General features: G+C 59.8%; 20 protein-coding genes. 19 read left to right on the forward strand and 1 reads right to left on the reverse strand.

Translation table 11 applies throughout. The features are described from left to right. The first annotated feature begins 57 nt into the window (after positions 1-57). From QWJ34_RS03665 to rhaD, 6 genes are all read left to right on the forward strand, one after another. Complete coding sequence (locus tag QWJ34_RS03665; RefSeq protein WP_302725683.1) at positions 58-486, forward strand: hypothetical protein; 429 nt, start codon at positions 58-60, stop codon at positions 484-486. Between the two features lie 157 nt (positions 487-643). Next, positions 644-1,525: an SDR family oxidoreductase gene (locus tag QWJ34_RS03670; RefSeq protein WP_302725684.1), complete on the forward strand. Its 882-nt coding sequence runs from the start codon at positions 644-646 to the stop codon at positions 1,523-1,525. Positions 1,526-1,797: 272 nt separating this feature from the next. Further along, positions 1,798-2,949, forward strand: coding sequence for an iron-containing alcohol dehydrogenase (locus QWJ34_RS03675; protein WP_302725685.1), 1,152 nt, complete (start codon positions 1,798-1,800; stop codon positions 2,947-2,949). 11 nt (positions 2,950-2,960) lie between these two features. Continuing rightward, positions 2,961-4,454, forward strand: coding sequence for a rhamnulokinase (gene rhaB, locus QWJ34_RS03680; RefSeq protein WP_302725686.1), 1,494 nt, complete (start codon positions 2,961-2,963; stop codon positions 4,452-4,454). Positions 4,455-4,467: 13 nt separating this feature from the next. Continuing rightward, on the forward strand, positions 4,468-5,754 hold the full coding sequence (gene rhaA, locus QWJ34_RS03685; protein ID WP_302725687.1) for an L-rhamnose isomerase: 1,287 nt from the start codon (positions 4,468-4,470) through the stop codon (positions 5,752-5,754). Positions 5,755-5,790: 36 nt separating this feature from the next. Beyond that, positions 5,791-6,636, forward strand: coding sequence for a rhamnulose-1-phosphate aldolase (gene rhaD / locus QWJ34_RS03690; RefSeq protein ID WP_302725688.1), 846 nt, complete (start codon positions 5,791-5,793; stop codon positions 6,634-6,636). A gap of 370 nt (positions 6,637-7,006) precedes the next feature. Here rhaD and yfbR read toward each other — a convergent pair whose 3' ends face one another. Then, on the reverse strand, positions 7,007-7,639 hold the full coding sequence (gene yfbR / locus QWJ34_RS03695) for a 5'-deoxynucleotidase (RefSeq protein ID WP_302725689.1): 633 nt from the start codon (positions 7,637-7,639) through the stop codon (positions 7,007-7,009). Between the two features lie 189 nt (positions 7,640-7,828). Here yfbR and QWJ34_RS03700 point away from each other — a divergent pair, with 189 nt between their 5' ends. The 13 genes from QWJ34_RS03700 (at position 7,829) to QWJ34_RS03760 (ending at position 22,659) form a co-directional block, all read left to right on the forward strand. Further along, positions 7,829-8,803: a bile acid:sodium symporter family protein gene (locus QWJ34_RS03700; protein WP_302725690.1), complete on the forward strand. Its 975-nt coding sequence runs from the start codon at positions 7,829-7,831 to the stop codon at positions 8,801-8,803. Then, positions 8,800-10,599, forward strand: a complete 1,800-nt coding sequence (gene pnpS / locus QWJ34_RS03705) for a two-component system histidine kinase PnpS (protein WP_302725691.1) — start codon at positions 8,800-8,802, stop codon at positions 10,597-10,599. Before QWJ34_RS03700 ends, pnpS begins: the two co-directional genes overlap by 4 nt. 79 nt (positions 10,600-10,678) lie before the next feature. Beyond that, positions 10,679-11,413, forward strand: a complete 735-nt coding sequence (locus tag QWJ34_RS03710; protein WP_302725692.1) for a response regulator transcription factor — start codon at positions 10,679-10,681, stop codon at positions 11,411-11,413. 109 nt (positions 11,414-11,522) lie between these two features. Continuing rightward, on the forward strand, positions 11,523-12,953 hold the full coding sequence (locus QWJ34_RS03715) for a methyl-accepting chemotaxis protein (RefSeq protein ID WP_302725693.1): 1,431 nt from the start codon (positions 11,523-11,525) through the stop codon (positions 12,951-12,953). 394 nt (positions 12,954-13,347) lie between these two features. Next, entirely contained in the window at positions 13,348-14,103 is a 756-nt protein-coding gene (gene pstB / locus QWJ34_RS03720; RefSeq protein WP_302725694.1) for a phosphate ABC transporter ATP-binding protein PstB, read from the forward strand. A 29-nt stretch (positions 14,104-14,132) separates the two neighbouring features. Next, positions 14,133-14,792 carry a phosphate signaling complex protein PhoU gene (gene phoU / locus QWJ34_RS03725; protein ID WP_302725695.1) on the forward strand — a complete coding sequence of 220 codons (660 nt, stop codon included), beginning with the start codon at positions 14,133-14,135 and terminating at the stop codon, positions 14,790-14,792. A gap of 234 nt (positions 14,793-15,026) precedes the next feature. Next, the gene (locus QWJ34_RS03730) at positions 15,027-16,076 is read left to right on the forward strand and encodes a magnesium transporter CorA family protein (protein WP_302725696.1); all 1,050 of its coding nucleotides are present in this window, start codon (positions 15,027-15,029) and stop codon (positions 16,074-16,076) included. A 195-nt stretch (positions 16,077-16,271) separates the two neighbouring features. Continuing rightward, positions 16,272-18,968 (forward strand): DNA polymerase I, encoded by a 2,697-nt coding sequence (gene polA, locus QWJ34_RS03735; protein WP_302725697.1) that lies wholly within the window; start codon positions 16,272-16,274, stop codon positions 18,966-18,968. 22 nt (positions 18,969-18,990) lie between these two features. Continuing rightward, positions 18,991-19,839, forward strand: coding sequence for a DNA-formamidopyrimidine glycosylase (gene mutM / locus QWJ34_RS03740; RefSeq protein ID WP_302725698.1), 849 nt, complete (start codon positions 18,991-18,993; stop codon positions 19,837-19,839). Next, positions 19,836-20,429: a dephospho-CoA kinase gene (gene coaE / locus QWJ34_RS03745; RefSeq protein WP_302725699.1), complete on the forward strand. Its 594-nt coding sequence runs from the start codon at positions 19,836-19,838 to the stop codon at positions 20,427-20,429. Before mutM ends, coaE begins: the two co-directional genes overlap by 4 nt. Beyond that, complete coding sequence (locus QWJ34_RS03750) at positions 20,426-20,995, forward strand: lytic transglycosylase domain-containing protein (RefSeq protein WP_302725700.1); 570 nt, start codon at positions 20,426-20,428, stop codon at positions 20,993-20,995. The genes coaE and QWJ34_RS03750 overlap by 4 nt, the downstream gene beginning before the upstream one ends. Positions 20,996-21,047: 52 nt before the next feature. Continuing rightward, the gene (gene nrdR / locus QWJ34_RS03755) at positions 21,048-21,518 is read left to right on the forward strand and encodes a transcriptional regulator NrdR (protein ID WP_302725701.1); all 471 of its coding nucleotides are present in this window, start codon (positions 21,048-21,050) and stop codon (positions 21,516-21,518) included. Positions 21,519-21,711: 193 nt separating this feature from the next. After that, positions 21,712-22,659: an ABC transporter ATP-binding protein gene (locus tag QWJ34_RS03760; protein ID WP_302725702.1), complete on the forward strand. Its 948-nt coding sequence runs from the start codon at positions 21,712-21,714 to the stop codon at positions 22,657-22,659. The last annotated feature ends 1 nt before the right edge of the window (position 22,660 follow it).

Here is a 22,660-nt window from a genome sequence, read left to right on the forward strand (position 1 = left end):
AATAAGGTAGAATAAATCGGGCTGCACGGATGTACATAGTCAAAAGGAGAGTGTAACATGGAACGATTTGTATTGTTTTTGCATGTGTTGGGAGCGGTTGCGATGGGGTTCTATCTGCTCGCGCCGCTGATCGTGGCACAGTTCGGCCGATTGGAAGGCGAAGCGAAATCGGGCGCGCTGTCGGTGATGCGTTCGCTGAACGCGTATGCGCAGTACGGGCTGGTGCTTGAACTGATTACGGGAATCTATCTGTTCCTGCAGGACGATTATTCGGTACTGTGGCTGGTGCTGACGATCGTATTGTTCGTGCTGATCGGCGCTTTCGGCGGGATGATGGCGGGACCGCTGCGCCGGGCGCTGGACGGAATCCGCGAGCGCCGGGATATCGCGGCGGAGCTGAGAAAGCTGCGGGTGTTCGGCTCGCTCGTATGCGCTTCGTTCGTCGGGATTTTGTTCGTGATGATGTTCCACCGGCTGCTTGCCTGAACGGGAGCGGATTGACGGAACGACTTGGAGCGACGGCGGGCTGCGCGGATAAAACCCTCTTTTTGGAAAAGGGTGTTTGGCGTTCGTTCGGGGGTGGTAAGTATGCTTCGAAAGCTTGAGCGACAGCCTGAGACCATACTCGAAGGGAGTTTTCACCATGCCGACCAACGAACAAAAAGCCAATGAACAACGACCGAAAAGTCCGGCGGCCCAGCAGCTCGAAGGACATGGCACGGAATCGGAAATGACGCCGAGACCGGAATACATTTCGCCGACTTATAAAGCCGCGGGCAAGCTCGAAGGCATGAGCGCGATCATCACCGGCGGCGACAGCGGGATCGGCCGCGCCGTCGCGGTGCATTACGCCAGAGAAGGCGCCGATGTGGCAATCGTTTATTTCAGCGAGCACGGCGACGCCGAAGAAACGAAGCGCCTGGTCGAAGCCGAAGGCAAGCAGTGTCTGCTGATTGTAGGCGATCTGGGCGAAGAAACGTTCGCGCAGGAAGCGGTGAAGCGTACCGTCGATAAGTTCGGCAAGCTCGATATCGTCGTCAACAATGCGGCCGAGCAGCATCCGCAGGAATCGCTGACCGATATTACGGCGGAGCAGCTGGAGCGGACGTTCCGGACGAATATCTTCGGCATGTTCTTCCTGTCCAAAGCGGCGCTGCCGCATCTCAAGGAAGGCAGTTCGATCATCAATACCACTTCGATCACCGCGTATCGGGGCAGCCCGGAACTGCTCGACTACTCGTCGACCAAAGGCGCCATCGTCAGCTTCACCCGCTCGCTGTCGATGAGCCTTGCGGAACAGAAGATCCGCGTCAACGGCGTAGCGCCGGGACCGATCTGGACCCCGCTGATCCCGTCGACGTTCCCGGAAGAGAAAGTCGAATCGTTCGGCGAGTCGCAGCCGCTCGGCCGTATGGGCCAGCCGTCCGAACTCGGACCGGCTTACGTCTATCTCGCTTCGCCCGACGCTTCGTATGTCAGCGGACAAATCATTCACGTCAACGGCGGCGAAGTGATCAACGGATAAACCCGACTTCGAACACCGACTTGTTAGTTTTCAAAGCCTTTTCTCTGGAATTTTGGGGAGAAGGCTTTTTGCTTTTTCACGCTTTCTTGGATTCAAACACGCAAATGCAAAGATGAAACAACAAAAATAATGCTTTATTTGTTGACAATAAAGATTTATAAGACTAGGATTAGGGGGTAAACGCAATCCGCGCTCTGTGAAACGCAGCTTGGATACGGGCAGGGAGGGCGGATACCCAAGATTCGTCAACTTGATCAGGAGGCTTGCCAATCATGAGCACGCATGTGTATTATGTTCCGCCGGTAAACGTAATGGGCAAAGGCTGTTTGCAGGAAATCGGTCCGTATGTACGGGAATTGAATTTGAAAAAAGCGTTGGTCGTGACCGATAAATTTCTGGTGCAAAGCGGCATCGCCGGCAAAGTTACCACGGTGCTCGACGAGATCGGGCTGGAGTATGCGCTGTACGACGAAGTGAAGCCTAATCCGACCTGCAAAAATGTCCACGACGGTTACGATTTTCTCCAGGCAAACGGCTGCGACGGCCTGATCTCGATCGGCGGAGGTTCTCCGCAGGATACAGCCAAAGCCATCGGCATTATCGCAACCAACGGCGGACATATCTCTCAATATGAAGGCGTTCACAAATCTAAAAATAAAGCGTTACCAATAGTCGCGGTCAACACCACGGCGGGCACTTCGGCCGAAGTGACGATCAATTACGTCATTACCGACGAAGAACGCAAAGTCAAAATGGTGATGGTCGATAAAAACAGCCTGGCTTCCGTGTCCGTCAACGATCCCGAGCTGATGGTCGGCAAGCCCGCGCCTCTGACCGCCGCGACGGGCATGGACGCCCTGACGCACGCGATCGAAGCGCTGGTGACGCCGGGCGCCTATCCGGTGACGGACGCCACGGCGCTGGCCGCGGTCGAGCTGATCTTCGGCAATCTGGCCCGCACGGTGACGGACGGCCGCGATATCGAAGCGAGAGAGCAGATGGTCTACGCGATTTTTCTGGGCGGACTCGCGTTCAACAACGCCGGGCTCGGCTATGTGCATGCGATGGCGCACCAGCTCGGCGGCGTGTACGATCTGCCGCACGGCGTATGCAACGCCATGCTGCTGCCGATCGTGGAGGAAGAGAACGCCAAAGTCGTGCCGGAGAAATTCCGCAGGATCGCCAGAGTCATCGGATTCGACGACGCGGATAAAAGCGACAAAGAATGCGCGGACTACGTGATTCGCCGCATCAAAGAACTGGCGGTGGAAGTCGGCATCCCGACGAAGCTGTCGGAGCTCGGCGTCAGCGATCCGGATCTGGACCTGCTGGCGGAGAATTCGATGAAGGACGCCTGCGCGCCCGGCAATCCGTTTATCCCGACCAAAGAAGAAGTGATCGTGATGTTCGAAAAAATCGTTTAGGGGTTCTGCTTATGAGCAATCATATTGCCGTGGATATCGGCGCTTCCAGCGGACGCCTGGTGCTGGGCTCGTTGAAGAACGGAAAGCTGGAATTAAGCGAAATTCACCGGTTTTCCAACGGATTCGCCGAGCGGGAAGACGGCAGTTTCTGGGATATCGAGTATTTGTTCGGCGAGATCGTCGCCGGTTTGCACAAAGCGAAAGCGCAGGGGATTCACGGCTGCACGCTCGGCATCGACACCTGGGCGGTGGATTACGTCCTGCTGGACGAAGCTGGCGAGCGGATTCGGGACGTGTATGCGTACCGCGACCGCCGCACGGATCGCGCGATCGAGCGCGTTGCCGAGATAGTTCCGCCCGAGACCGTGTACCGCAAAACGGGCATCCAGCAGCTGAGTTTCAATACGCTGTATCAGCTGTTTGTGCACGACCGCGAAGAGCTGTCCCGCGCGCGAAACATCCTGATGGTGCCGGATTATTTGTATTACCGCCTGACCGGACGCAAAGTCAACGAAACGACCAACGCTTCGACCATGCAGCTGCTCAATCTGGACAGCCGGGATTTCGATCCCGAGCTGCTGGAACTGCTCGGCCTGCGCGGCGATCAGTTCCCTGGACTGACCGAACCGGGCGCGGAACTGGGCGGTCTGCGCGCCGAGCTGGCGGAAGAATTCGATCTGCCGGACTGCCGCGTGATCCTTGCCGCCACGCACGATACCGCGTCCGCGGTGCTTGGCGTGCCGGCGGCGGAAGGACGCAGCGCGGCTTACCTCAGCAGCGGCACCTGGTCGCTGCTCGGAGTCGAGCTGGACGAGCCGCTGAATACCGAGCAGGCGATGAGAGCGAATTATACGAACGAATGGGGCGCGTACGGCACCTTCCGTTTTCTCAAAAATATCATGGGACTCTGGCTGATCCAGGAAGTGCGCCGGCTGGACGGGGAGCGCTGCGGCTTCGCGGAACTTGCGGATCTGGCCGCCGAAGCGGAACCTTTTCGCAGCCTGATTCCGTGCAACGACGATCGTTTCCTCAATCCGGAAGATATGATCGGCGAGATTCGTCGGGCCTGCCTGGAACAGGACGAACCGGTTCCGGAGAGCATCGGGCAGATCGCGCGCTGCGTGTTCGACAGTCTGGCCCTGTCTTATCGCACTTATATGGAAGAATTGGAGCGGCTGACCGGCCGCGAACTCGATAGGCTGCAAATTGTGGGCGGCGGGGCGAACAACGATCTGCTGTGCCGCCTGACGGCAAATGTGCTGGGACGCGAAGTATCGGCGGGCCCGGGCGAATCGACGGCGCTGGGCAACCTGGCCGTGCAGATGATCGCGAGCGGCGTTCTGCCCGACATCGCCCGGGCGCGCCGCGTCATCGCGGATTCGTTCGATATCAAGCTCTACGGGCCGGAACCCGTGCCGGAGCTGGAGGCCGTGCTGGAGAGGTGGAACCGGATCAACGGAATCGGCGCGGCACGCGAACCCAAAGCCGAAACGGACATTCGATAAGGAGAGTGCGATTATGGATCAAAGCGTAATCACAAGCTATAACGAAGCGAAAAAGCTGTATGCGGCCCACGGCATCGACGTGGACGCGGTGCTCGACAAACTGGCGGAAGTCAAAGTCTCGCTGCACTGCTGGCAGGGCGACGATGTGCGCGGCTTTCTTTTCCGAGACAAAGAACTGAGCGGCGGCATCGCCGTGACGGGCAGCTATCCGGGCCGGGCCCGCACGCCCCGGGAGCTGAGAGACGATCTGGAAAAAGCGCTGTCGCTGATTCCAGGCAAGCACCGGGTCAACCTACACGCGATCTACGCCGATACCGACGAGAAAGTCGATCTGGACGAGCTGGAGCCGCGCCATTTTCAGAAATGGGTGGACTGGGCGAAAGAGCAGGGATTGGCCCTCGATTTCAACCCGACGTATTTCTCGCATCCCAAAGCGGAAGACGGCTTTACCCTGAGCCATCCGGACGAAGAGATCCGCAGGTTCTGGATTCGCCACGGAAAAGCGTCGCGCAGGATCGCCGAGCACTTCGGGCGCGAACTGGGGCAGACCTGCTATACGAACTTCTGGATGCCGGACGGCTATAAGGACGCGCCGGTGGACCGGCTTGCGCCTAGGCAGCGCCTGGCGGATTCGCTGGACGAAATCTTCGAAGAACAGATCGACGAACGCTACAATATCGACGGCGTGGAAAGCAAACTGTTCGGCATCGGATCGGAAAGTTATGTCGTCGGCTCGCACGAATTCTATCTCGGCTACGGGCTGACGCGCGGCAAAGCGATTACGCTCGACGCGGGACATTTTCATCCGACGGAAGTCATCAGCAACAAGTTGTCTTCGGTTCTGCTGTTCGGCAAGCAGCTCATCCTGCACGTCAGCCGTCCGGTCCGCTGGGACAGCGACCACGTCGTCACGATGGACGACGAGCTGCTGGAGATCGCGCGCGAGCTGGTGCGCGGCGATCTGCTGCCGAGAACGAGCCTGGGCCTCGATTTCTTCGACGGCAGCATCAACCATCTGGCCGCCTGGATCATCGGCACGCGCAACACGATCAAAGCGCTGCTGCGCGCCATGCTGGAGCCGGTGGACAAGCTGCGGCAGATCGAACGGGACGGCGATTTCACTTCCCGTCTGGCGCTGACGGAAGAGTTCAAATCGTATCCGTTCGGCGCGGTCTGGGATTATTACTGCGCCAAGCAGAACGTGCCGGTGCGCGAAGAATGGCTGAGCGAAGTCAAGAATCACGAGCGGGACGTGCTGCTCAAGCGCGAAGGCGGAGCGAAAGAAACCGTCAACAGCTGAGCGCCGCTTGGCGAAACCAAAGGAGAGAACAACCCTATGAGCACATCCGTTATTCGGACGACGGGCTACACCGCAAGCACCGAAGCCCCTTTTATTCAGGAAATGGCCGAGATCACCCATCATATGTGGACGCTCGGCTGGGACGAGCTGAACGGCGGGAACGTCAGCTATCTGCTGGACGAAGAAGAAGTATCGAAGTATATCAATGTCGGGCAAACGCTGCGCTCGCTGGATCTGGCTTTTCCGGTGAAAGAGCTGGCCGGCAAATATTTTATCGTGACGGGCTCGGGCAAATATTTCCGCAACGTGATCAAAGACCCGGAAGGTAATCTGGGCGTCGTTCGCGTCAGCGCAAGCGGGGAACAGGTCGATATCCTGTGGGGACTTCGGGAAGGAGCGCGGCCGACGAGCGAGCTTGCTTCGCATTTCATGAGCCATATCGAGCGCCTCAAAGTCGATCCTACGCACCGGATCGTGCTGCATACGCATGCGACGAATGTGATCGCCATGACGTTTACGCACGACCTGGACGAATTGAAATTCACCAAAACGCTGTGGCAGATGTGCACGGAATGTCTCGTCGTGTTCCCGGACGGCGTCGGCATCCTGCCCTGGATCGTACCGGGAAGCAATGAGATCGGCCGCGAAACGGCGAAGAAGATGCAGGAGCAGCGCGTGGTGATCTGGCCGCATCACGGCATCTTCGGCACCGGTTCCACGATGGACAGCACCTTCGGCTTGATCGAAACGGTGGAAAAAGCGGCGAATGTCTACAACCTGATCGGCGGCAGGGAGATCAAGCAGGTCATTACCGATCACCAGCTGGACGATCTGGCCCGCGCGTTCGGGGTGACGCCGAAAGCGGGTATTCTCGAGCTGTAATCGATTCCGCTGTTTGCGCGGCTTCCTCCCGGGCGGAATGCAGAAATCCATCTTATTCCCGGATAAAAAACTACATTCGAACAATAAAGAACAAAAATCCACTTTATTTCCGCAAAAGCGCCCGAAAAAGCGCGGAATGCGAAAATGAAGTGGATTTTTGCAGTCTATGGAGCCTATAGTGTTCATTTCGGGAAACGAAGTGGATTCTGGCACTTCATTGATTGCTTGATTGACGAACGCTGTGCGGATGGGCGCCGATTCAAGCCGGAACACGGACGAAAGAAACGATGGACGGTTCGTCCAGCGCCGGTTCGCCCAGCCCCGGTTCGCCCGGCCGCGCGGCACGCCTGCTTCCGAGCCGCCCGATCGTTTAACGCACTTCCGGCCGGTGGGCGGAATCTCCGGCTTCCGCCGTCAGCTCGTCGAGCGTCATCTCGAACGCCGGAGCCATATGCTTGAGGAAATATTCCACTTCCGGCATAGCGGATTCGGCCAGTTTCTCTTCGGTCTGCTGCTTGGCGACGGCGAATTCGCGGTTGCCGGCGGCGACTTCCCAGGCGCATTTGAGATAAGCGTCGATCCGGTCGGCCGCTTTGACGTACAGATGCAGTTCGCGGTCTTCGTCGCTGAGCACGCTTGTGCCGATCAGCGGCGCGTAGACCGATTGCAGCGGTTCGGGCGCCATCGCCGTCAAACGCTGCGCGCCCATCTGCTCGATCTGGCGGAAGTTGGCGAGCAGGTCTTCGTTGTGATGCTTGACCGGGGTCGGGATATCGCCCGTGAACACTTCGGGCGCGTCGTGGAACAGGGCGAGCGAAGCGGCGCGTTCGGCGTTCAGCTTTTTGCCGTACAATTCGTTGCCGATGCTGCACAGCAGATGGGACAGCAGCGCGACGTGATACGAATGCTCGGCGACGTTTTCGGTCATCGTGCTGCGCATCAGGCTCCAGCGCTTGATATGTTTAAGACGGTAAAGGTAAGCGGAAAACGGATAAGTGGTCAATGGGCGCACCCTTTCTTTTTGCGGCGTTCGCGATCTTTCGGTCTTCGGACTTTATGGTAAGATGAAGAAGACACGTTACCCATTATAACAGGATGGAAAGGTTGGGACGCAAGTGAAACTTACCGAATATCAAGCTTCCGGACTCGAATTTGCGAAGCTCAAGACACACAAATCCCGCCCGTTCGGGCGATGAGGGAACGCGCGCTGGCATTCAGCCGCTGGGTGGACGGCGGCATGTTCTGGATCACGCCGACGCTGCTGGTGCTCGGCCTGCTAATCTCGAAGCCGCTGCTCCCGTTCGTGCCGGCGATTCCGTATTTGTTCGCCTATATCACCTTCGTTATGGGCGTGGGCTGCGGCCGCGGCCATCTGAAGCAGGTATTCTCCCGTCCGCTGCCGATCGTGCTGACGCTGGTTCTGTGCCACGTCATCGCGCCGCTTGCGGCGTTCGGTCTCGGCAGCGCGGCGTTCGGCGCTTCGTCGCCGTATACGATCGGGCTGGTGCTGTTCACCGTGATTCCGCTCGGCGTCTCATCGGTGCTGTGGATCGAGCTGGCCGGCGGCAGCATGGCGCTGGGACTGGCGATGGTGCTGCTGGATTCGGCGCTCAGCCCGATCGTCGTGCCGGGATTGATCCAGCTGTTCTTCGGCGCGGAGCTGACGTTCGATACCGTGCACATGATGCGCGATCTTCTGCTGATGGTCGTCGCGCCGACGGCGATCGGGGTGATCGTGTACGAGCGCTCGGGCGGCCGGTTCAAAGAAAAAGCCGCGCCGGTGCTGCTGCCGGTCTCGAAGATTTTCTTCATGCTGGTGATCCTGCTCAACGCGGCGGGCATCGCTCCGTACGCCTACGAGCTGCGCGGCGATCTGGGGGCGGTGATTCCGGCCGTGCTGCTGCTTGTGGCGATCGGCTACCTGCTGGGCTACTACAGTCCGTATTTGTTGAAAAAGCGTACGCCGGACCTGCCGATCACGGTCTCGTTCGCGGCCGGCATGCGTAATAACTCGCTGGGGCTCGTGCTCGCGCTGGGTTACTTTTCGCCGCAGACGGCCGTTCCGGTCGTGCTCGCCATTTTGATTCAACAGCCGCTGGCTACGCTGCACCAGTTTATTTTGCAGCGCGTGGGCCCGTATCGGATGAAAGAGAGGTTGCCTCGATGAAGCCGTTTCGTACCCGCCTGACCCTGATTCTGATGCTGCTGATCGGCGTGTCCGTTCTGGCGGCAGGACTGACGATGGCCAAAGTGTTCAAAGACTCGCATATCCGCTCGCTGGAAGAATACATGGGCCGCGAGATCAGCCTGCTCGAAGACCTGCTGGAACTTCCCGCGGCGCCGGCGGCGGGCGAAGCTTTCCCGGCGGTATTCGCGCAGGAAGCGAAGCGGCTGGGGACGCTGACCGATTCCCGCGTGACGTTTATCGCCCGGGACGGGCGCGTCGTCGGCGATTCGCTGAGCGACCCCGCTTTGATGGACAACCACCTGGACCGCCAGGAAATCCGCACTTCTTCTCCCGGCAGTCCGGGCCATGCGGTGCGCTACAGCGACACGCTGGGCCGGGATATGCTGTACGTGGCCGCGCCGATTCAATCGTCCGGCGGCTTCGACGGATATATCCGGCTGTCCATGAGCCTTGCGATCGTCGAAGAAGGGCTGCGGCGCGGCTGGATCATTATGGCGAGCGCGCTGGCCGTGCTGTTCCTGATCGCGGCCGCGGTCAGCTATCGCATCGCGCGCGGGCTGACCAGGCCGATCGAGCACATCATGGATACGGCCAACCGGATCTCGAAGCTCGATTACGATGCGCGGGTCGGCCCGATGCGGCGCGACGAAGTCGGGCAGCTCGGCGCTTCGATCGACAATATGGCCGACAGTTTGCAGGCGCAGATGCATACGATTCGCGACAACGAAAGCCTGCTGCAAAGCGTGCTCGACAATATGACGGGCGGCATTCTGATGATCGACGAAGAAGAGCGGATCGGGCTGGTCAACCGCCAGGCGGAGCGGATGCTCGGCATCCGGTCGGACCGGTTCGTCGGGAAGCCTTACGGCGAGCTGAAACGGTTCTACGAGCTGAGCCGGTTCGTCCAGGAAGGGCTGCGCGGAAAAAGCCGGATGCACGACGAGCTGACGCTGTTCGTACCGGAAGAACGACTGATCTCGCTGGACGGCGTGCCGATGACGGCGGGCGACGAAGCGTATCACGGCATGCTGTTCCTGTTCCAGGACGTCACGGATATCCGCCGGCTGGAGAAAATGCGCAGCGAGTTCGTCGCCAACGTCTCGCACGAGCTCAAGACGCCGGTCGCCGCGGTCCAGGGGTTCGCGGAAACGCTGCTGGCCGGCGGCGTGCAGGACGAAGAAACCGCAAAGTCGTTTCTGAAGATCATCTACGACGAAGGCGACCGGCTGAACCGGCTGATCGGCGATATTCTCGATCTGTCCAAGATCGAGTCGCGCCGCATCCCGCTCGATTACTCCCCGGTGCATGTGCTGAGCTTTTTCCGCTCGGTCTGCGACATGATTCAGGGAACGGCGGATCAAAGACGCATCGAGCTGAGGCTCGACGTGCCGGAAGAACTGTTTATCGAAGCGGACGAGGACCGTCTGCGCCAGATCTTCATCAACCTGGTCGCCAACGCGGTCAATTACACGCTCGAAGGCGGACGCGTGCTGCTGCGGGCGGAAGAGTTTGCCGATGAAGAAGGAGAAGAGCGCATCCGCTTCGCGATCGCCGACAACGGCATCGGAATTCCGAAGAAAGACCTGCCGCGCATCTTCGAACGCTTCTATCGGGTGGACAAAGCGCGTTCGCGCAGTTCCGGCGGCACGGGGCTCGGCCTGTCCATCGTCAAGCATCTGGTCGAGCTGCACCGGGGCGTGATCTTTGTCGAAAGCCGTCCGGGCGAAGGAAGCACGTTTACGATCGAACTTCCCATCCTCCAGGAAAATCCGTAGAAAGTTTTACACAGCGTTAACAATGCCGTGATATGCTGATGAAGGTTAAAGCGAGTTGAAGAAATGGAGGATCGATCCAATGGCTAGGAAACTGCTCGTCATCGAAGACGAGCCGACGCTGTCCCGCCTGATTTCGTACAATCTGTCGCAGGACGGCTACGAAGTGGTGCTGGAAGAACACGGAACGAGCGGATACGAGCGGGCGCGCAGGGAAGCTTTCGATCTGATCCTGCTGGACTTGATGCTGCCCGGCATGAGCGGAATCGAAATTCTGGAGAAGCTGCGGAATTCCGGCGTCAAGACGCCGATTGTGATTCTGACCGCCAAGAACGCGGAAGAAGATATCGTGCAGGGGCTGAAACTCGGCGCGGACGATTATATTACCAAGCCGTTCGGCGTGTCGGAAATGCTGGCGCGCGTCGGAGCGGTGATCCGGCGGACATCGGGCGAAGAAGCGGAATACGCCGTTCCGGCTTCGTCGGAGTCGAAGATCGCGCTCGGCGAACTGACGATCTTCCCGGACAAATACGAAGTGATGCTCGGCCAGCAGCCGATCAATCTGCGGCCCAAAGAATTCGAAGTGCTGCTGTATCTGGCGCGCAAGCCCGGCGTCGTCATGACGCGGGACGATCTGATGAACGCGGTATGGGGCTTCGACTATATCGGCGGACAGCGCACGGTGGACGTGCACGTCAGCTCGCTGCGCAAAAAGCTGGAACTCGATCCCGGCTCGGTGCATATCGATTCCATTCGCGGCGTCGGTTATAAATTGGTAGTGGCTCAGGCCAAAGCGGACTCCAGACCTTCCCTTTGAGGAAGCTGGAGTCTTTTTGCGTCTTTTTACCCGGGCTTTACGTCCCGCTAATCTCCGTCGTACAGGGAAGGATTACAGTATAGAAAAAAGGGGACGAAGGAGAATGGGGATGCCGGGAACGGTTACGATCGAAAAAGAACGGACGGAAAGCGAAGCGCCGGAATCGGACAAGGAAGTCGGCCGACGGGAAATCGAACGGGCGGAGGAGGCGGAACGTATGCGCAGGCCGGAGCCAGCGGCACAAACGGACGGGCAAATCGCACCGCGGGCGGACCGGCGGGCCGGGGAAAAGGGAGTCCCCGGCCTGCCGGAAAGCTCCGCCGGCAAGAAAGCCGCCGCTATAAAAGCGGCCGACGGCGATTCGTCCGCCGCGCTCGAGCGGGCATTGAAGCCGCTGCTGGAACTGACGGAGAGCCGCGAAAGCGGCGAAAGTCCGCAGGCTCCCGAAGCCGCGGCGGCCGGCGTCGAACGGCCGGAGCCGTCGCTCGCCGATTACAGGCGCGAAGCTCCGGTTATCGGGCCGGAGCTGACCTGCTTCGAAGCGCTGCAGGTGTTCAAGCATGCGCCGCAGGCTCCGTGCGTCGTCGTATGCGCGGAAGACGGCCTTCCGCTGCTTCTGCTGATGCGCGACGCGTTCTACCGCAAGCTGACCGGCCGCTTCGCGCCGGAGCTGTTCTACGATCGCCCGGTCGCCGAAGCGGCCGGCGCTTCTTTGCTGACGACCGAAACGGACACCGAACCCGGCGAACTGCTCGATACCGCTCTTGCGCGCGGCGAAGAATCGTTCGGGGACTGCGTGGTCCTCACCGACGCCGGCCGTTTCTCCGGCGTGCTGACCGTGCGCGACCTCATCCGTTTGTCGCGCGATCTCCAGGAGCGGGCGGCCGGGCATCGCCGCGAGCTGATCGCCGGCAGCCGCGGCATGCTCGGCTCCATCGCCGGATCGCTGGCGCAGATCCACGACGCCGCCGGGTCCGGCGCGGAAGAATCGGCGCGCATGAGCGGGCGCACCGAAGAAGGGCGCCTGGCGCTGGCCGACGCCGGCCGGGCGTTCGCCGAAGTCTCCGGCGCGATCGCGCATCAGCACGGCGCGATCCGGGACATGCTGGCCTGCGCCAAAGACATCGCGCAGGCCATCGGCGAAGTGCGCGGCATCGCCGGCACCAGCTCGCTGCTTGCGCTGAACGCCTCGATCGAAGCCGCCCGGGCCGGCGAAGCGGGCCGCGGCTTCGCCGTGGTCGCCGGCGAAGTCCGCGCGCTGGCCGAATCCACCCGCACCCTCTCCGGCGAGATCGAGAGCCTGCTGTCGCGCATGAACGCCCTGAGCCTCGGCGCCGCCCGCGGCATGGAAGAAGCCGAGACGCGCATCCGCAGCGCGTCCGAACGCATGGAAGCCGCCGACGAAGGCTTCCTCGAAGTTTCTTCTTCCGCCCGCCGCTCCGAAGAAAGCGGCCGCCGCACCTTCGGCTTGACCGAAGAAGCCGTCCGCGAAGTCCAAACCGTCCGCGGCGCTTTGGAAGATTCCCTCCGCCCCTTCTAACTAGAATGGGCCGGCTTTTCCCGCCGGCCCATAGCGGCGGGAATTTGATCCTGTAAAAAAGCCGACAAGCGGAGAGGAAAATTCAGTGCAGGTACAAACTTTCGAAGAAAGTTACCTCGGAAGCATATGCTGATAGTGTTCGCCTTTGAAATCGGGAAGATTCCACCTATAATCTAATCCTTCTTCCCGATTTCAACACGCGACCGGAACGAATTTCTCCCGCAGCCCCCGGCTTTTACGAATAGGATTTTCCCGCCGCTAAACGGCCGGCCCGACAAGCCGGCCTGTTCGCCGTCCGCACACATTTTACCCAGCGTTTACATTTCTTCTTATCCGGCTTAACATTCCGAAGCTATACTGCCTGGAGGAGAACCGCGAAGGAGACTCAAAAATAATGGAACCCATTATCCGTACCGAAAACCTGGATCTGTACTACGAGCAGTTTCACGCCCTCAAAAGCGTCAATCTCGATATTCCCGAGAAAGCGGCGACCGCTTTTATCGGACCGTCCGGCTGCGGCAAATCGACGCTGCTCCGCACGCTCAACCGCATGAACGACCAGATCGCGGGCACTCGCATCGAAGGGTTGGTCGCGCTCGGCGGAACCGATATTTACGATAAAAACACTGAAGTGGAGTCGCTGCGCAAACGCGTCGGCATGGTGTTTCAGCAGCCGAATCCTTTTCCGAAGTCCATTTACGAGAACGTGGCTTACGGGCCGCGACTCAAAGGCATCGGCAAAAAAGAAGAACTCGACGCCATCGTCGAAGAAAGCTTGAAGCAGGCGGCGCTGTGGGAAGAAGTCAAAGACCTGCTGAAGCGCTCCGCGCTCGGGCTGTCCGGCGGCCAGCAGCAGCGTTTGTGCATCGCGCGGGCGCTGGCGGTCAAGCCGGACGTGCTGCTGATGGACGAATCCACGTCGGCGCTCGACCCGATCTCGACGGCGAAGATCGAAGAGCTGGTTCGCGAAATCAAACACCGCTACACGATCGTCATGGTGACGCACAATATGCACCAGGCGGCGCGGGTATCGGACAAAACCGTGTTTTTCCTCAATGGAGAAGTCATCGAAGCGGCGGAGACGAAAACTTTATTTTCCACGCCGGAAGATTCGCGCACCGAAGATTACATTTCCGGCCGGTTCGGCTAATAACGGAAAATAAAGGAGAGTCGTTTCGCATGGTTCGCAGACACGATTTCGATCAAGGATTAAACCAGCTCCGCGAGCTGCTGATCAAGATGGGGACCCGCATGGACGAGGCGCTCAGAGAAGCGGTCGAGTCGCTCAAGACGGCCGATATGATCAAAGCCGAAGAAGTCATCCGCCGCGACGGCGAGCTGAACGTGCTGGAAGAGCAGATTCTCGAACTGGGCTCGCAGCTCATTATCACGCAGCAGCCGGTTGCCAAAGACCTGCGCCGCATTATCGTCGCGTTCAAGATCTCCAGCGATCTGGAGCGGATGGGCGACCTGGCCCGCGATATCGCCAAAGTCACCGTGCGCCTGGACGGACAGAATCCGGTCAAGCCGCTGGTCGATATTCCGCAGATGGCCGAACTGGCTTCCACCATGATCTCGGAATCGATTCGTTCGTACATGGACGAGAATACCGATCTGGCTTACAAAATGGCCAAAGACGACGACGAGATCGACGGCCTGTACGGTTCCATGCTGCGCGAGCTGTATTCGCTGCTGCTGGAGAACCCGGAAGACGCGCCGCAGATGATGCTGCTGCAAATGGTCGGCCGCTATATCGAACGGATCGGCGACCACGCGACCAACATCGGCGAGAACGTCGTCTTCCTCGTAACCGGCCGCCGTCCCGATCTGAATTCCTGAGCCCGGCAAACAGCCGATACGCGCCGGAGCCGCTTCGCCGTCCGCTCCGATTGTAAGCTTTACCGGCTCGACCCGCTTCGCTTTCGGCCTTTTCCGGCCGGACGGCAGCGGGTTTTCGTCGTTTAAAGAAGCGGAGCCCGGCGAGCGTTTGCGCACGCCTCCTAAATGGGTAAATAGAAAACATGACCGACAGGGGCGCGAAGTCCCTATTCCCGTAAGGAAGGAACGGATCGCATGACCAAGCAGCCGATGATTCATGCCAGGCAGGACCGGGAGGGAGAAGAAACCGAGGATCGCCGGTGGGCGTGGTACGACTTTGCGAATTACGCCGAAGCGAAAGAACAGCCGGACTTCGACGGGGACGGCGATATCGCCAAATGGCTGGGAGACATTACGGCCCGCACCCGCAACCGGACGCTGGCGATTGCCCGGCATAACGCCGAAAGCGTGCTGAACGGCACGCTGGCGCTCGATATGGCTCCGGACAAGCGCGACAACACGCTGCTGCTGCATTATTTCGTTTCGCGGGACAAGCTGATCCTGATCGGCGGAACCGATATCGTGCTGACGCGCACCGACCGGGGCGGGCTGCAGGGCGCGATGCTGGACTGCCGCTCGCCGATCGACGCCCTGCTGGTGCTGCTGAGCGAGATTCTTGAATTTTTCTTCGTCCAGTCCGATTCGTTCGAGCAGAATCTGCACGCGCTGGAAGAAGAGATGCGCACGCGCAACGACCGTTTCGTATTGAAGAAAACGATCGACCTGCGCAACGACCTGACGTACTGGAACGCGCAGATCATTCCGATCAAAGAAATGCACTTCTCCGCCGAAGAAACGTTCCGCGAGGACGTGGAAGACTCGGAGTGCATGCATATTCTCGAACTTCGGCTCAAACGGATCGACATGCTGCAAAAAGAATACGACGACGAGATCGATTCGCTGCTGCGGGTGGACGAGAATATTACGAATTACCGCTCGAACGATATCATGAAGGCGCTGACCGTGTATACCGTGCTGCTGACGCCGACGACCGCGCTCGGCGCGATCTGGGGCATGAACTTCAAGTATATGCCCGAACTCGACTGGCCGCTCGGTTACGTGTTTTCGCTGGCCCTGATTCTGGCTACGACGGGCGCGACCTACTGGTGGCTGAAGCGGCGGGGGCTGACCAGCGATATCCTCAACATGAATATGCGGTCCGGCGGCCGGCCTGAGCCGAACAAGCAGCAGGGGCGCGATAAAGCGGAAAGCACCGGCGCGGCGCAGGACAATTTTAAAGGGTAGAGGCGGCGGCCGCCGAAGCGGCAAAGCCGTTTGAACGGGCATGACGGTCCCGGTACGGACCGGGGGCTTTTCGGGCCGGATTCCGCTCAAGCGGGGTTCGGCTTTTTCGGCGTTTGATGGTATCATAGAGAAACGAAGAAGTTCGAAGAGCGAGCTGTTTGGAGAAGCAAGATTTCACCCACGCGGAGGTTGTTTATGGATAAATTGATGATGCTCGACGGCAATAACCTGATTTACCGGGCTTTTTACGGGATTACAAGTCCCCTGCAAACGACGGACGGACGGCCGACCAACGCGGTATACGGATTTATGCTGATGCTGCTGCGCCTGCTGCAGGACGAGAAGCCGACGCATGTGCTGGTCGCGTTCGACGCGGGCAAGGTCACGTTCCGCCACGAAACGTACGGCGAATACAAAGCGGGCCGGCAGAAGACGCCGCCGGAGCTGACGACGCAGTTTCCGCTGCTCAAAGAACTGATCGAAGCGCTCGGCATCAAGCAGTTCGAACTGGCGAATTACGAAGCGGACGATATTCTCGGCACGCTGGCGAAGCAGGCGGACGAGGCGAAGAGAAACGCCGTGATCGTCAGCGGCGACCAGGACGTGCTCCAGCTTGCTTCCGAGCATGTGACGATCAATCTGATCAAAGGCAAAGGCGTGGGCGATGTGCTGCCGCACGGGCCGGAGCAGATTATGGAACGTTACGGGCTGACCCCGGCGCAGATTATCGACCTCAAAGGACTGATGGGCGATTCGTCCGACAATATTCCGGGCGTGCCGGGCGTCGGCGAGAAAACGGCGCTCAAGCTGCTGCACGAATACGGCAGCGTCGAGAACCTGCTGGACAATACGGATCAGCTCAAAGGCAAACTCAAAGAGCGCGTGGAAGAAAACAAAGACAGCGCCGAATTGAGCAAAAAATTGGCGACTATATTCCGCGACGTGCCGCTGCCGCTGGAATGGGACGACCTGGCTTACGCAGGAGCGGACCGGAATGCGGCGCTGCCGGTGCTGCGCGAGCTGCAGTTCACTTCGCTGATCGAGAAGATTCCCTACGCGAGCGGCGGAGAAGGCGGAGCGGACGAAGACGAAGATCCGTTTGCGCCGTTCGAGCCCGAAGAAGACGATCGTCCGGCGCTCGATGTGCGCATCGCGGACGAAGACGCGCTGGGCGGCGTGGCCGACGCGCTGGCCGGCGTGACCGTGCTCCAGGTGGAGAGCCGCGGCGACAATCCGCATCACGCGGAAGTGGCCGGGCTGATGCTCTGCGGCGGCGGGCGCTACGACTTTATCCCGTTCGAACTGCTCAAGTCGCCCAAAGCCGGCCCGATTCTCGACTGGCTGGAAAACCCTGCCGCGCCCAAGAACGGCTACGACCTGCACCGCGCCGATCTGGCGCTGCACTGGCACGGCATTTCGTTCGCGGGAGCGGCGTTCGACGTCCAGCTAGCGGCTTACCTGATCGATCCGACGGAAACGGCGACCACCGTCAGCGGTCTCGCGGCCAAATACGAGCTGCCGGCATTGGCCGAGGACGAAGAAGTATTCGGGCGCGGCGCGAAGTTCTCCTGGCCGGACGCGGAAACGCTGGGCGCCCACGCGGCGCGCAAAGCCGAAGCGATCGAAGCCATTATTCCGAAGCAGCGGGAACTGCTGGACAGCTTCGAGATGAATCCGCTGTTCTTCGAGCTGGAGATGCCGCTGTCGCGCATCCTGGCCGATATGGAGAAGCGGGGCATCGCCGTCAATCCGGAAGATCTGCAATCGCTGGGCCGGGAATTCGAAGTCGAAATCGACCGGCTGCAGTCGGAGATCTACGCTCACGCCGGGACGGAATTCAATATCAATTCCACCCGCCAGCTCGGCGAGATCCTGTTCGACAAGCTGGGACTTCCGGCCAAAAAGAAAACCAAAACCGGGTACTCCACCGACGCCAAAGTGCTGGAAGAGCTTGCGCCGCGGCACGAAATCGTACGCATTATTTTGCAGTACCGCCAGCTGGCGAAGCTGCAATCGACTTATATCGAAGGACTGCTCAAGGAAATCCGCCCGGAAACGGGCAAAGTGCATACGTATTACCGCCAGGCGCTGACCGCCACCGGGCGGCTGAGCAGCCAGTACCCGAATTTGCAGAATATCCCGATCCGGCTGGAAGAAGGGCGCAAGATCCGCAAAGCGTTCGTGCCGTCGCAGCCGGGCTGGACGATCCTGGCCGCCGACTATTCGCAGATCGAGCTGCGGGTGCTGGCGCATATTTCCGACGACGCGGGACTCAAAGATGCGTTCCTGCACGATATGGATATTCATACGAAAACGGCGATGGACGTATTCGGCGTAAGCAAAGAGCAGGTGGACAGCAATATGCGCCGCTCGGCGAAAGCCGTCAATTTCGGAATCGTATACGGGATCAGCGACTACGGACTGTCGCAGAATCTCGGGATTCCCAGAGCGCAGGCGGCCGATTTTATCGAACAGTATTTTGCCGTATTCAAAGGCGTGCAGCAGTATATGCACGATATCGTCGAGCAGGCGCAAAAAGACGGTTACGTCAAAACGATGCTGGAACGCCGGCGCTATCTGCCGGAGATTCACGCCAAAAACTTCGCGCAGCGTTCGTTCGCCGAGCGCACGGCGATGAATACGCCGATCCAGGGCACGGCCGCCGATATTATCAAGCTGGCCATGGTCCATGTGGAAACCGCGCTCGCCGAGCGCAAGCTCCGGAGCCGCATGCTGCTCCAGGTACATGACGAACTGGTCTTCGAAGTGCCGGAAGACGAGCTGGAACTGATGAAGAAGCTCGTCCCGGAAACGATGGAAAGCGCGCTGAAGCTGTCTGTGCCGCTCAAAGCGGACGTGAGCTTCGGCGCCAACTGGTACGAAGCGAAGTAAACCAAGAAAGGTTGATTCAAGCATGCCGGAATTACCCGAAGTCGAAACCGTCAAACGCACATTGAATAAACTGGTCGCCGGCAAAACGATCGAGCGCGTCACCGTATCGCTGCCGCGGATTGTCCGGCGTCCGGACGATCCGGCGCTGTTCGCGGCGCTGCTCGAAGGCCATACGATATCCTCGATCGAGCGCAGCGGCAAGTTTCTGCGCTTCAACCTGGACGGCTGGGTGATCGTGTCCCATCTGCGCATGGAAGGGCGCTACGGCGTATACGACTCGGACGATCCGGTCGAGAAGCATACGCATGTCATTTTCCACTTTACCGACGGCACGGAGCTGCGCTACCGCGACGTGCGGCAGTTCGGGACGATGGACCTGCTGCCGTCCGGCGAAGAATTCGCGGGCGCGCCGCTGCACAAGCTGGGCCTGGAGCCGCTGGCCGAGAGCTTTACGCCGGAAGCGCTCGGCGGGAAGCTGGCGGGCAAGAAGACCCGCCTCAAGACCGTGCTGCTCAACCAGGAAGTCGTGGCCGGCATCGGCAATATCTATGTCGACGAAACGCTGTTTCGCGCCGGGCTGCATCCCGAACGGGCGGCGGGCGGCCTGACGGAAGACGAGCTGCGGCGGCTGCACCGCTGCATCGTCGATATTCTGACCGAAGCGGTCGCCGCCGGCGGCTCGTCGGTCAAGTCCTACGTCAACGGACAGGGCGAGTCCGGCTCGTTCCAGGACCAGCACCGCATCTACGGGCGCAAAGGGCAGCCGTGCCACAACTGCGGCATGCCGATCGAGCGCATCGTGGTCGGCGGACGCGGCACGCATTACTGTCCGCAGTGCCAGAAGCCCGGCGAAGGAGGGACGCAGGCATGAGAATCGGACTGACCGGCGGCATCGCGACCGGCAAAAGCACGGTGTCGCGGCTGCTGGCCGCGAAAGGCGTGCGGATCGTCGACGCCGACGTGATCGCGCGCGATGTGATGAATCCCGGACAGCCGCTGCTCGCCGCCGTCGCCAGGCGCTTCGGACCGGAGTTCCTGCTGCCCGAAGGCGGATTGGACCGCCGCCGGATGGCGGAGCATATCTTCGGGCGGCCGGAAGAGCGCGAAGCGCTGAACGCGATCGTGCATCCGGCGATCCGCGCCGAGATCCGCCGCCAGGTCGAGGCGCATGAAGCCGCCGATCCGCAAGGGATCGTGGCCGCCGATATCCCGCTGCTGTACGAATCGGGGCTTGAAGGGCTGTACGAGAAAGTGGTCGTCGTCTATGTGCCGCGCGAACTCCAGCTCACCCGTTTGATCCTGCGCGACAAGCTTGCGCCGGAGCAGGCGGAAAGCCGGCTGCATTCGCAGCTCGATATCGAGGAGAAGAAGCGTCGGGCGGACTTCGTGATCGATAACTCCGGCACGCCCGAAGACACGGAGCGCCAGGTGGACCGGCTGCTGGAGAGCCTGCGAAGATGAAGATAAGAAACGGACCGAAAAAGCGCTTTGCGCTGCCTTTGTTCGTGCTGGTGCTGATCGTTCTTTTTTTCAACAGCGGCTGGATGGTCTGGGTATATCCGATCCATTACAAGGAAGAGATTCGCGTGCAGTCGAAATCGTACGATATCGATCCTTTTCTGATCGCTTCCATTATTCGCGTGGAGACGAACTTCAAACCGAGCAAAGAATCCCGCGTGGGGGCGCTCGGCGTGATGCAGCTGATGCCGGATACGGCGAGCTGGGCGATCGATACGGGCAAGCTGCCGCAGGCGACGCCCGAGAATATCAAGCACGAGCCGGACACGAATATCCGCATCGGGACCTGGTATCTGCGCAATTTGTCCGACCAGTTCGGCGGCAACCGGATCGCGGTCGTCGCCGCTTACAACGCCGGTCCCGGCAATGTGAGCCGCTGGCTGGCGGACGGAACGTGGGACGGAACGCTGGAAAATGTGCGAAATATTCCGATCGGCGAGACCCGGCACTATGTACAGCGCGTGGTTTATTATTATAATCAATATACGAAGGTTTACGAAACGTTCTGAACCGCCGGTCCGCCCGACAAAGCGGAGCCGCGGTGGAAAGGAAGTGAAGGAATTGAAATGCCCTTATTGCGATTACAGCGGAACGAGGGTGCTCGATTCGAGGCCGGCCAACGAGAACAAGTCGATTCGCAGAAGGCGCGAGTGCGAAAGCTGCGGGCGCAGATTCACAACGTTCGAGATGGTGGAGGAAACGCCTCTGATCGTCATCAAAAAGGACGGCAGCCGCGAGGAATTCAGCCGCGACAAGATTCTGCGCGGCCTGATCCGCGCCTGCGAGAAGCGCCCGGTATCGGTCGAGCAGCTGGAGACGATCGTGTCGCGCGTCGAGCGTTCGCTGCGCAATACCGCCGTGGCGGAAGTCGAAAGCCGCGGAATCGGCGAGCAGGTCATGCAGGAGCTGTATCCGGTGGACGAAGTCGCGTACGTGCGCTTCGCTTCCGTGTACAGGCAGTTCAAAGACATCAATATGTTTATGAAAGAGCTCAAGACCCTGCTGTCCAAAGACGGCGAGCTGGGAAACTGAGCCCGGCCGCGATCTTGCGCGCGCCCGCTTCTCTTAACGGAGAAGCGGGCGTTTTTCGTTTGCGGGCCGATAAACGGACAAACGGAAAAAACTTGACCTTTTTGCGGGATGCGATTTTTTGAAAAAGAGGTTTACAGTATTATTGTATTGGTGTACTATTTAAGTATAACACTAGTACATGGAGGGAACAGCAATGACTTTGAAGCAAACGAATCCGCCCGTGCTGAAGCTGAGCGGCGTGACCAAGCGGATCGGGAAGAAAACGATCGTGGACGGCCTGTCGTTCGAAGTGCGCGGCGGCGAGATCGTCGGGCTGCTCGGCCCCAACGGAGCCGGCAAAACGACGGCGATGCGCATGATGACCGGACTGATCCGCATGAGCGAAGGCGACGTGACCGTCGCCGGCAGCAGTATCCGCGACCGGTTCAAAGAAGCGATCGCACAAGTCGGCGGCATTATCGAGAACCCGGAATTCTATCCGTATATGAGCGGCTTCGACAATCTCAAGCAGGCGGCGCGCATGACTGACTCGGTGACGGATCAGCGGATCGCGGAAGTGATCGGACTGCTGGGGCTGGAGGAAGCGCAGGGAAAGAAAGTCAAAACGTATTCGCTCGGCATGCGGCAGCGGCTGGGCATCGCGCAGGCGCTGCTGGACCGGCCCAAGCTGCTGATTCTGGACGAGCCGAACAACGGTCTCGATCCGGCGGGAATCCGCGAAATGCGGGATTACCTCAAGCAGATCGCGCATTCCGAAGGAATCGCGATTCTCGTTTCCAGCCATCTGCTGTCCGAGATCGAGCAGATGTGCAGCCGGGTCGTCGTGATCCAGAACGGCCGGCTGGTTACCGAACGCAAGCTCGGCGGCCGGGAAGCGGGCGCGGCGGATCTGCCCGAGCTGCGGATTCGCGTGGACAAGCCGGAAGAAGCGCGGCGGGCAATCGAAGCGTTGGAGCGGGTGAAACTCGAGCGGGTAAGCGAAGCGGAATCCGAAGTGACGTGTCTGGCGGCCGACGCCGACATGGCCGCGCTGATCGACGCGCTGCGGCTCGCCGGCGTAACCGTGTACCGGATCGCCGAGACCAGAAAGTCGCTGGAAGACGAATTCCTGCAGTGGACGGGAGGCAACCAAATTGCTTAAT

This window comes from Saccharibacillus sp. CPCC 101409, from assembly GCF_030518235.1.
Lineage (GTDB): Bacteria > Bacillota > Bacilli > Paenibacillales > Paenibacillaceae > Saccharibacillus.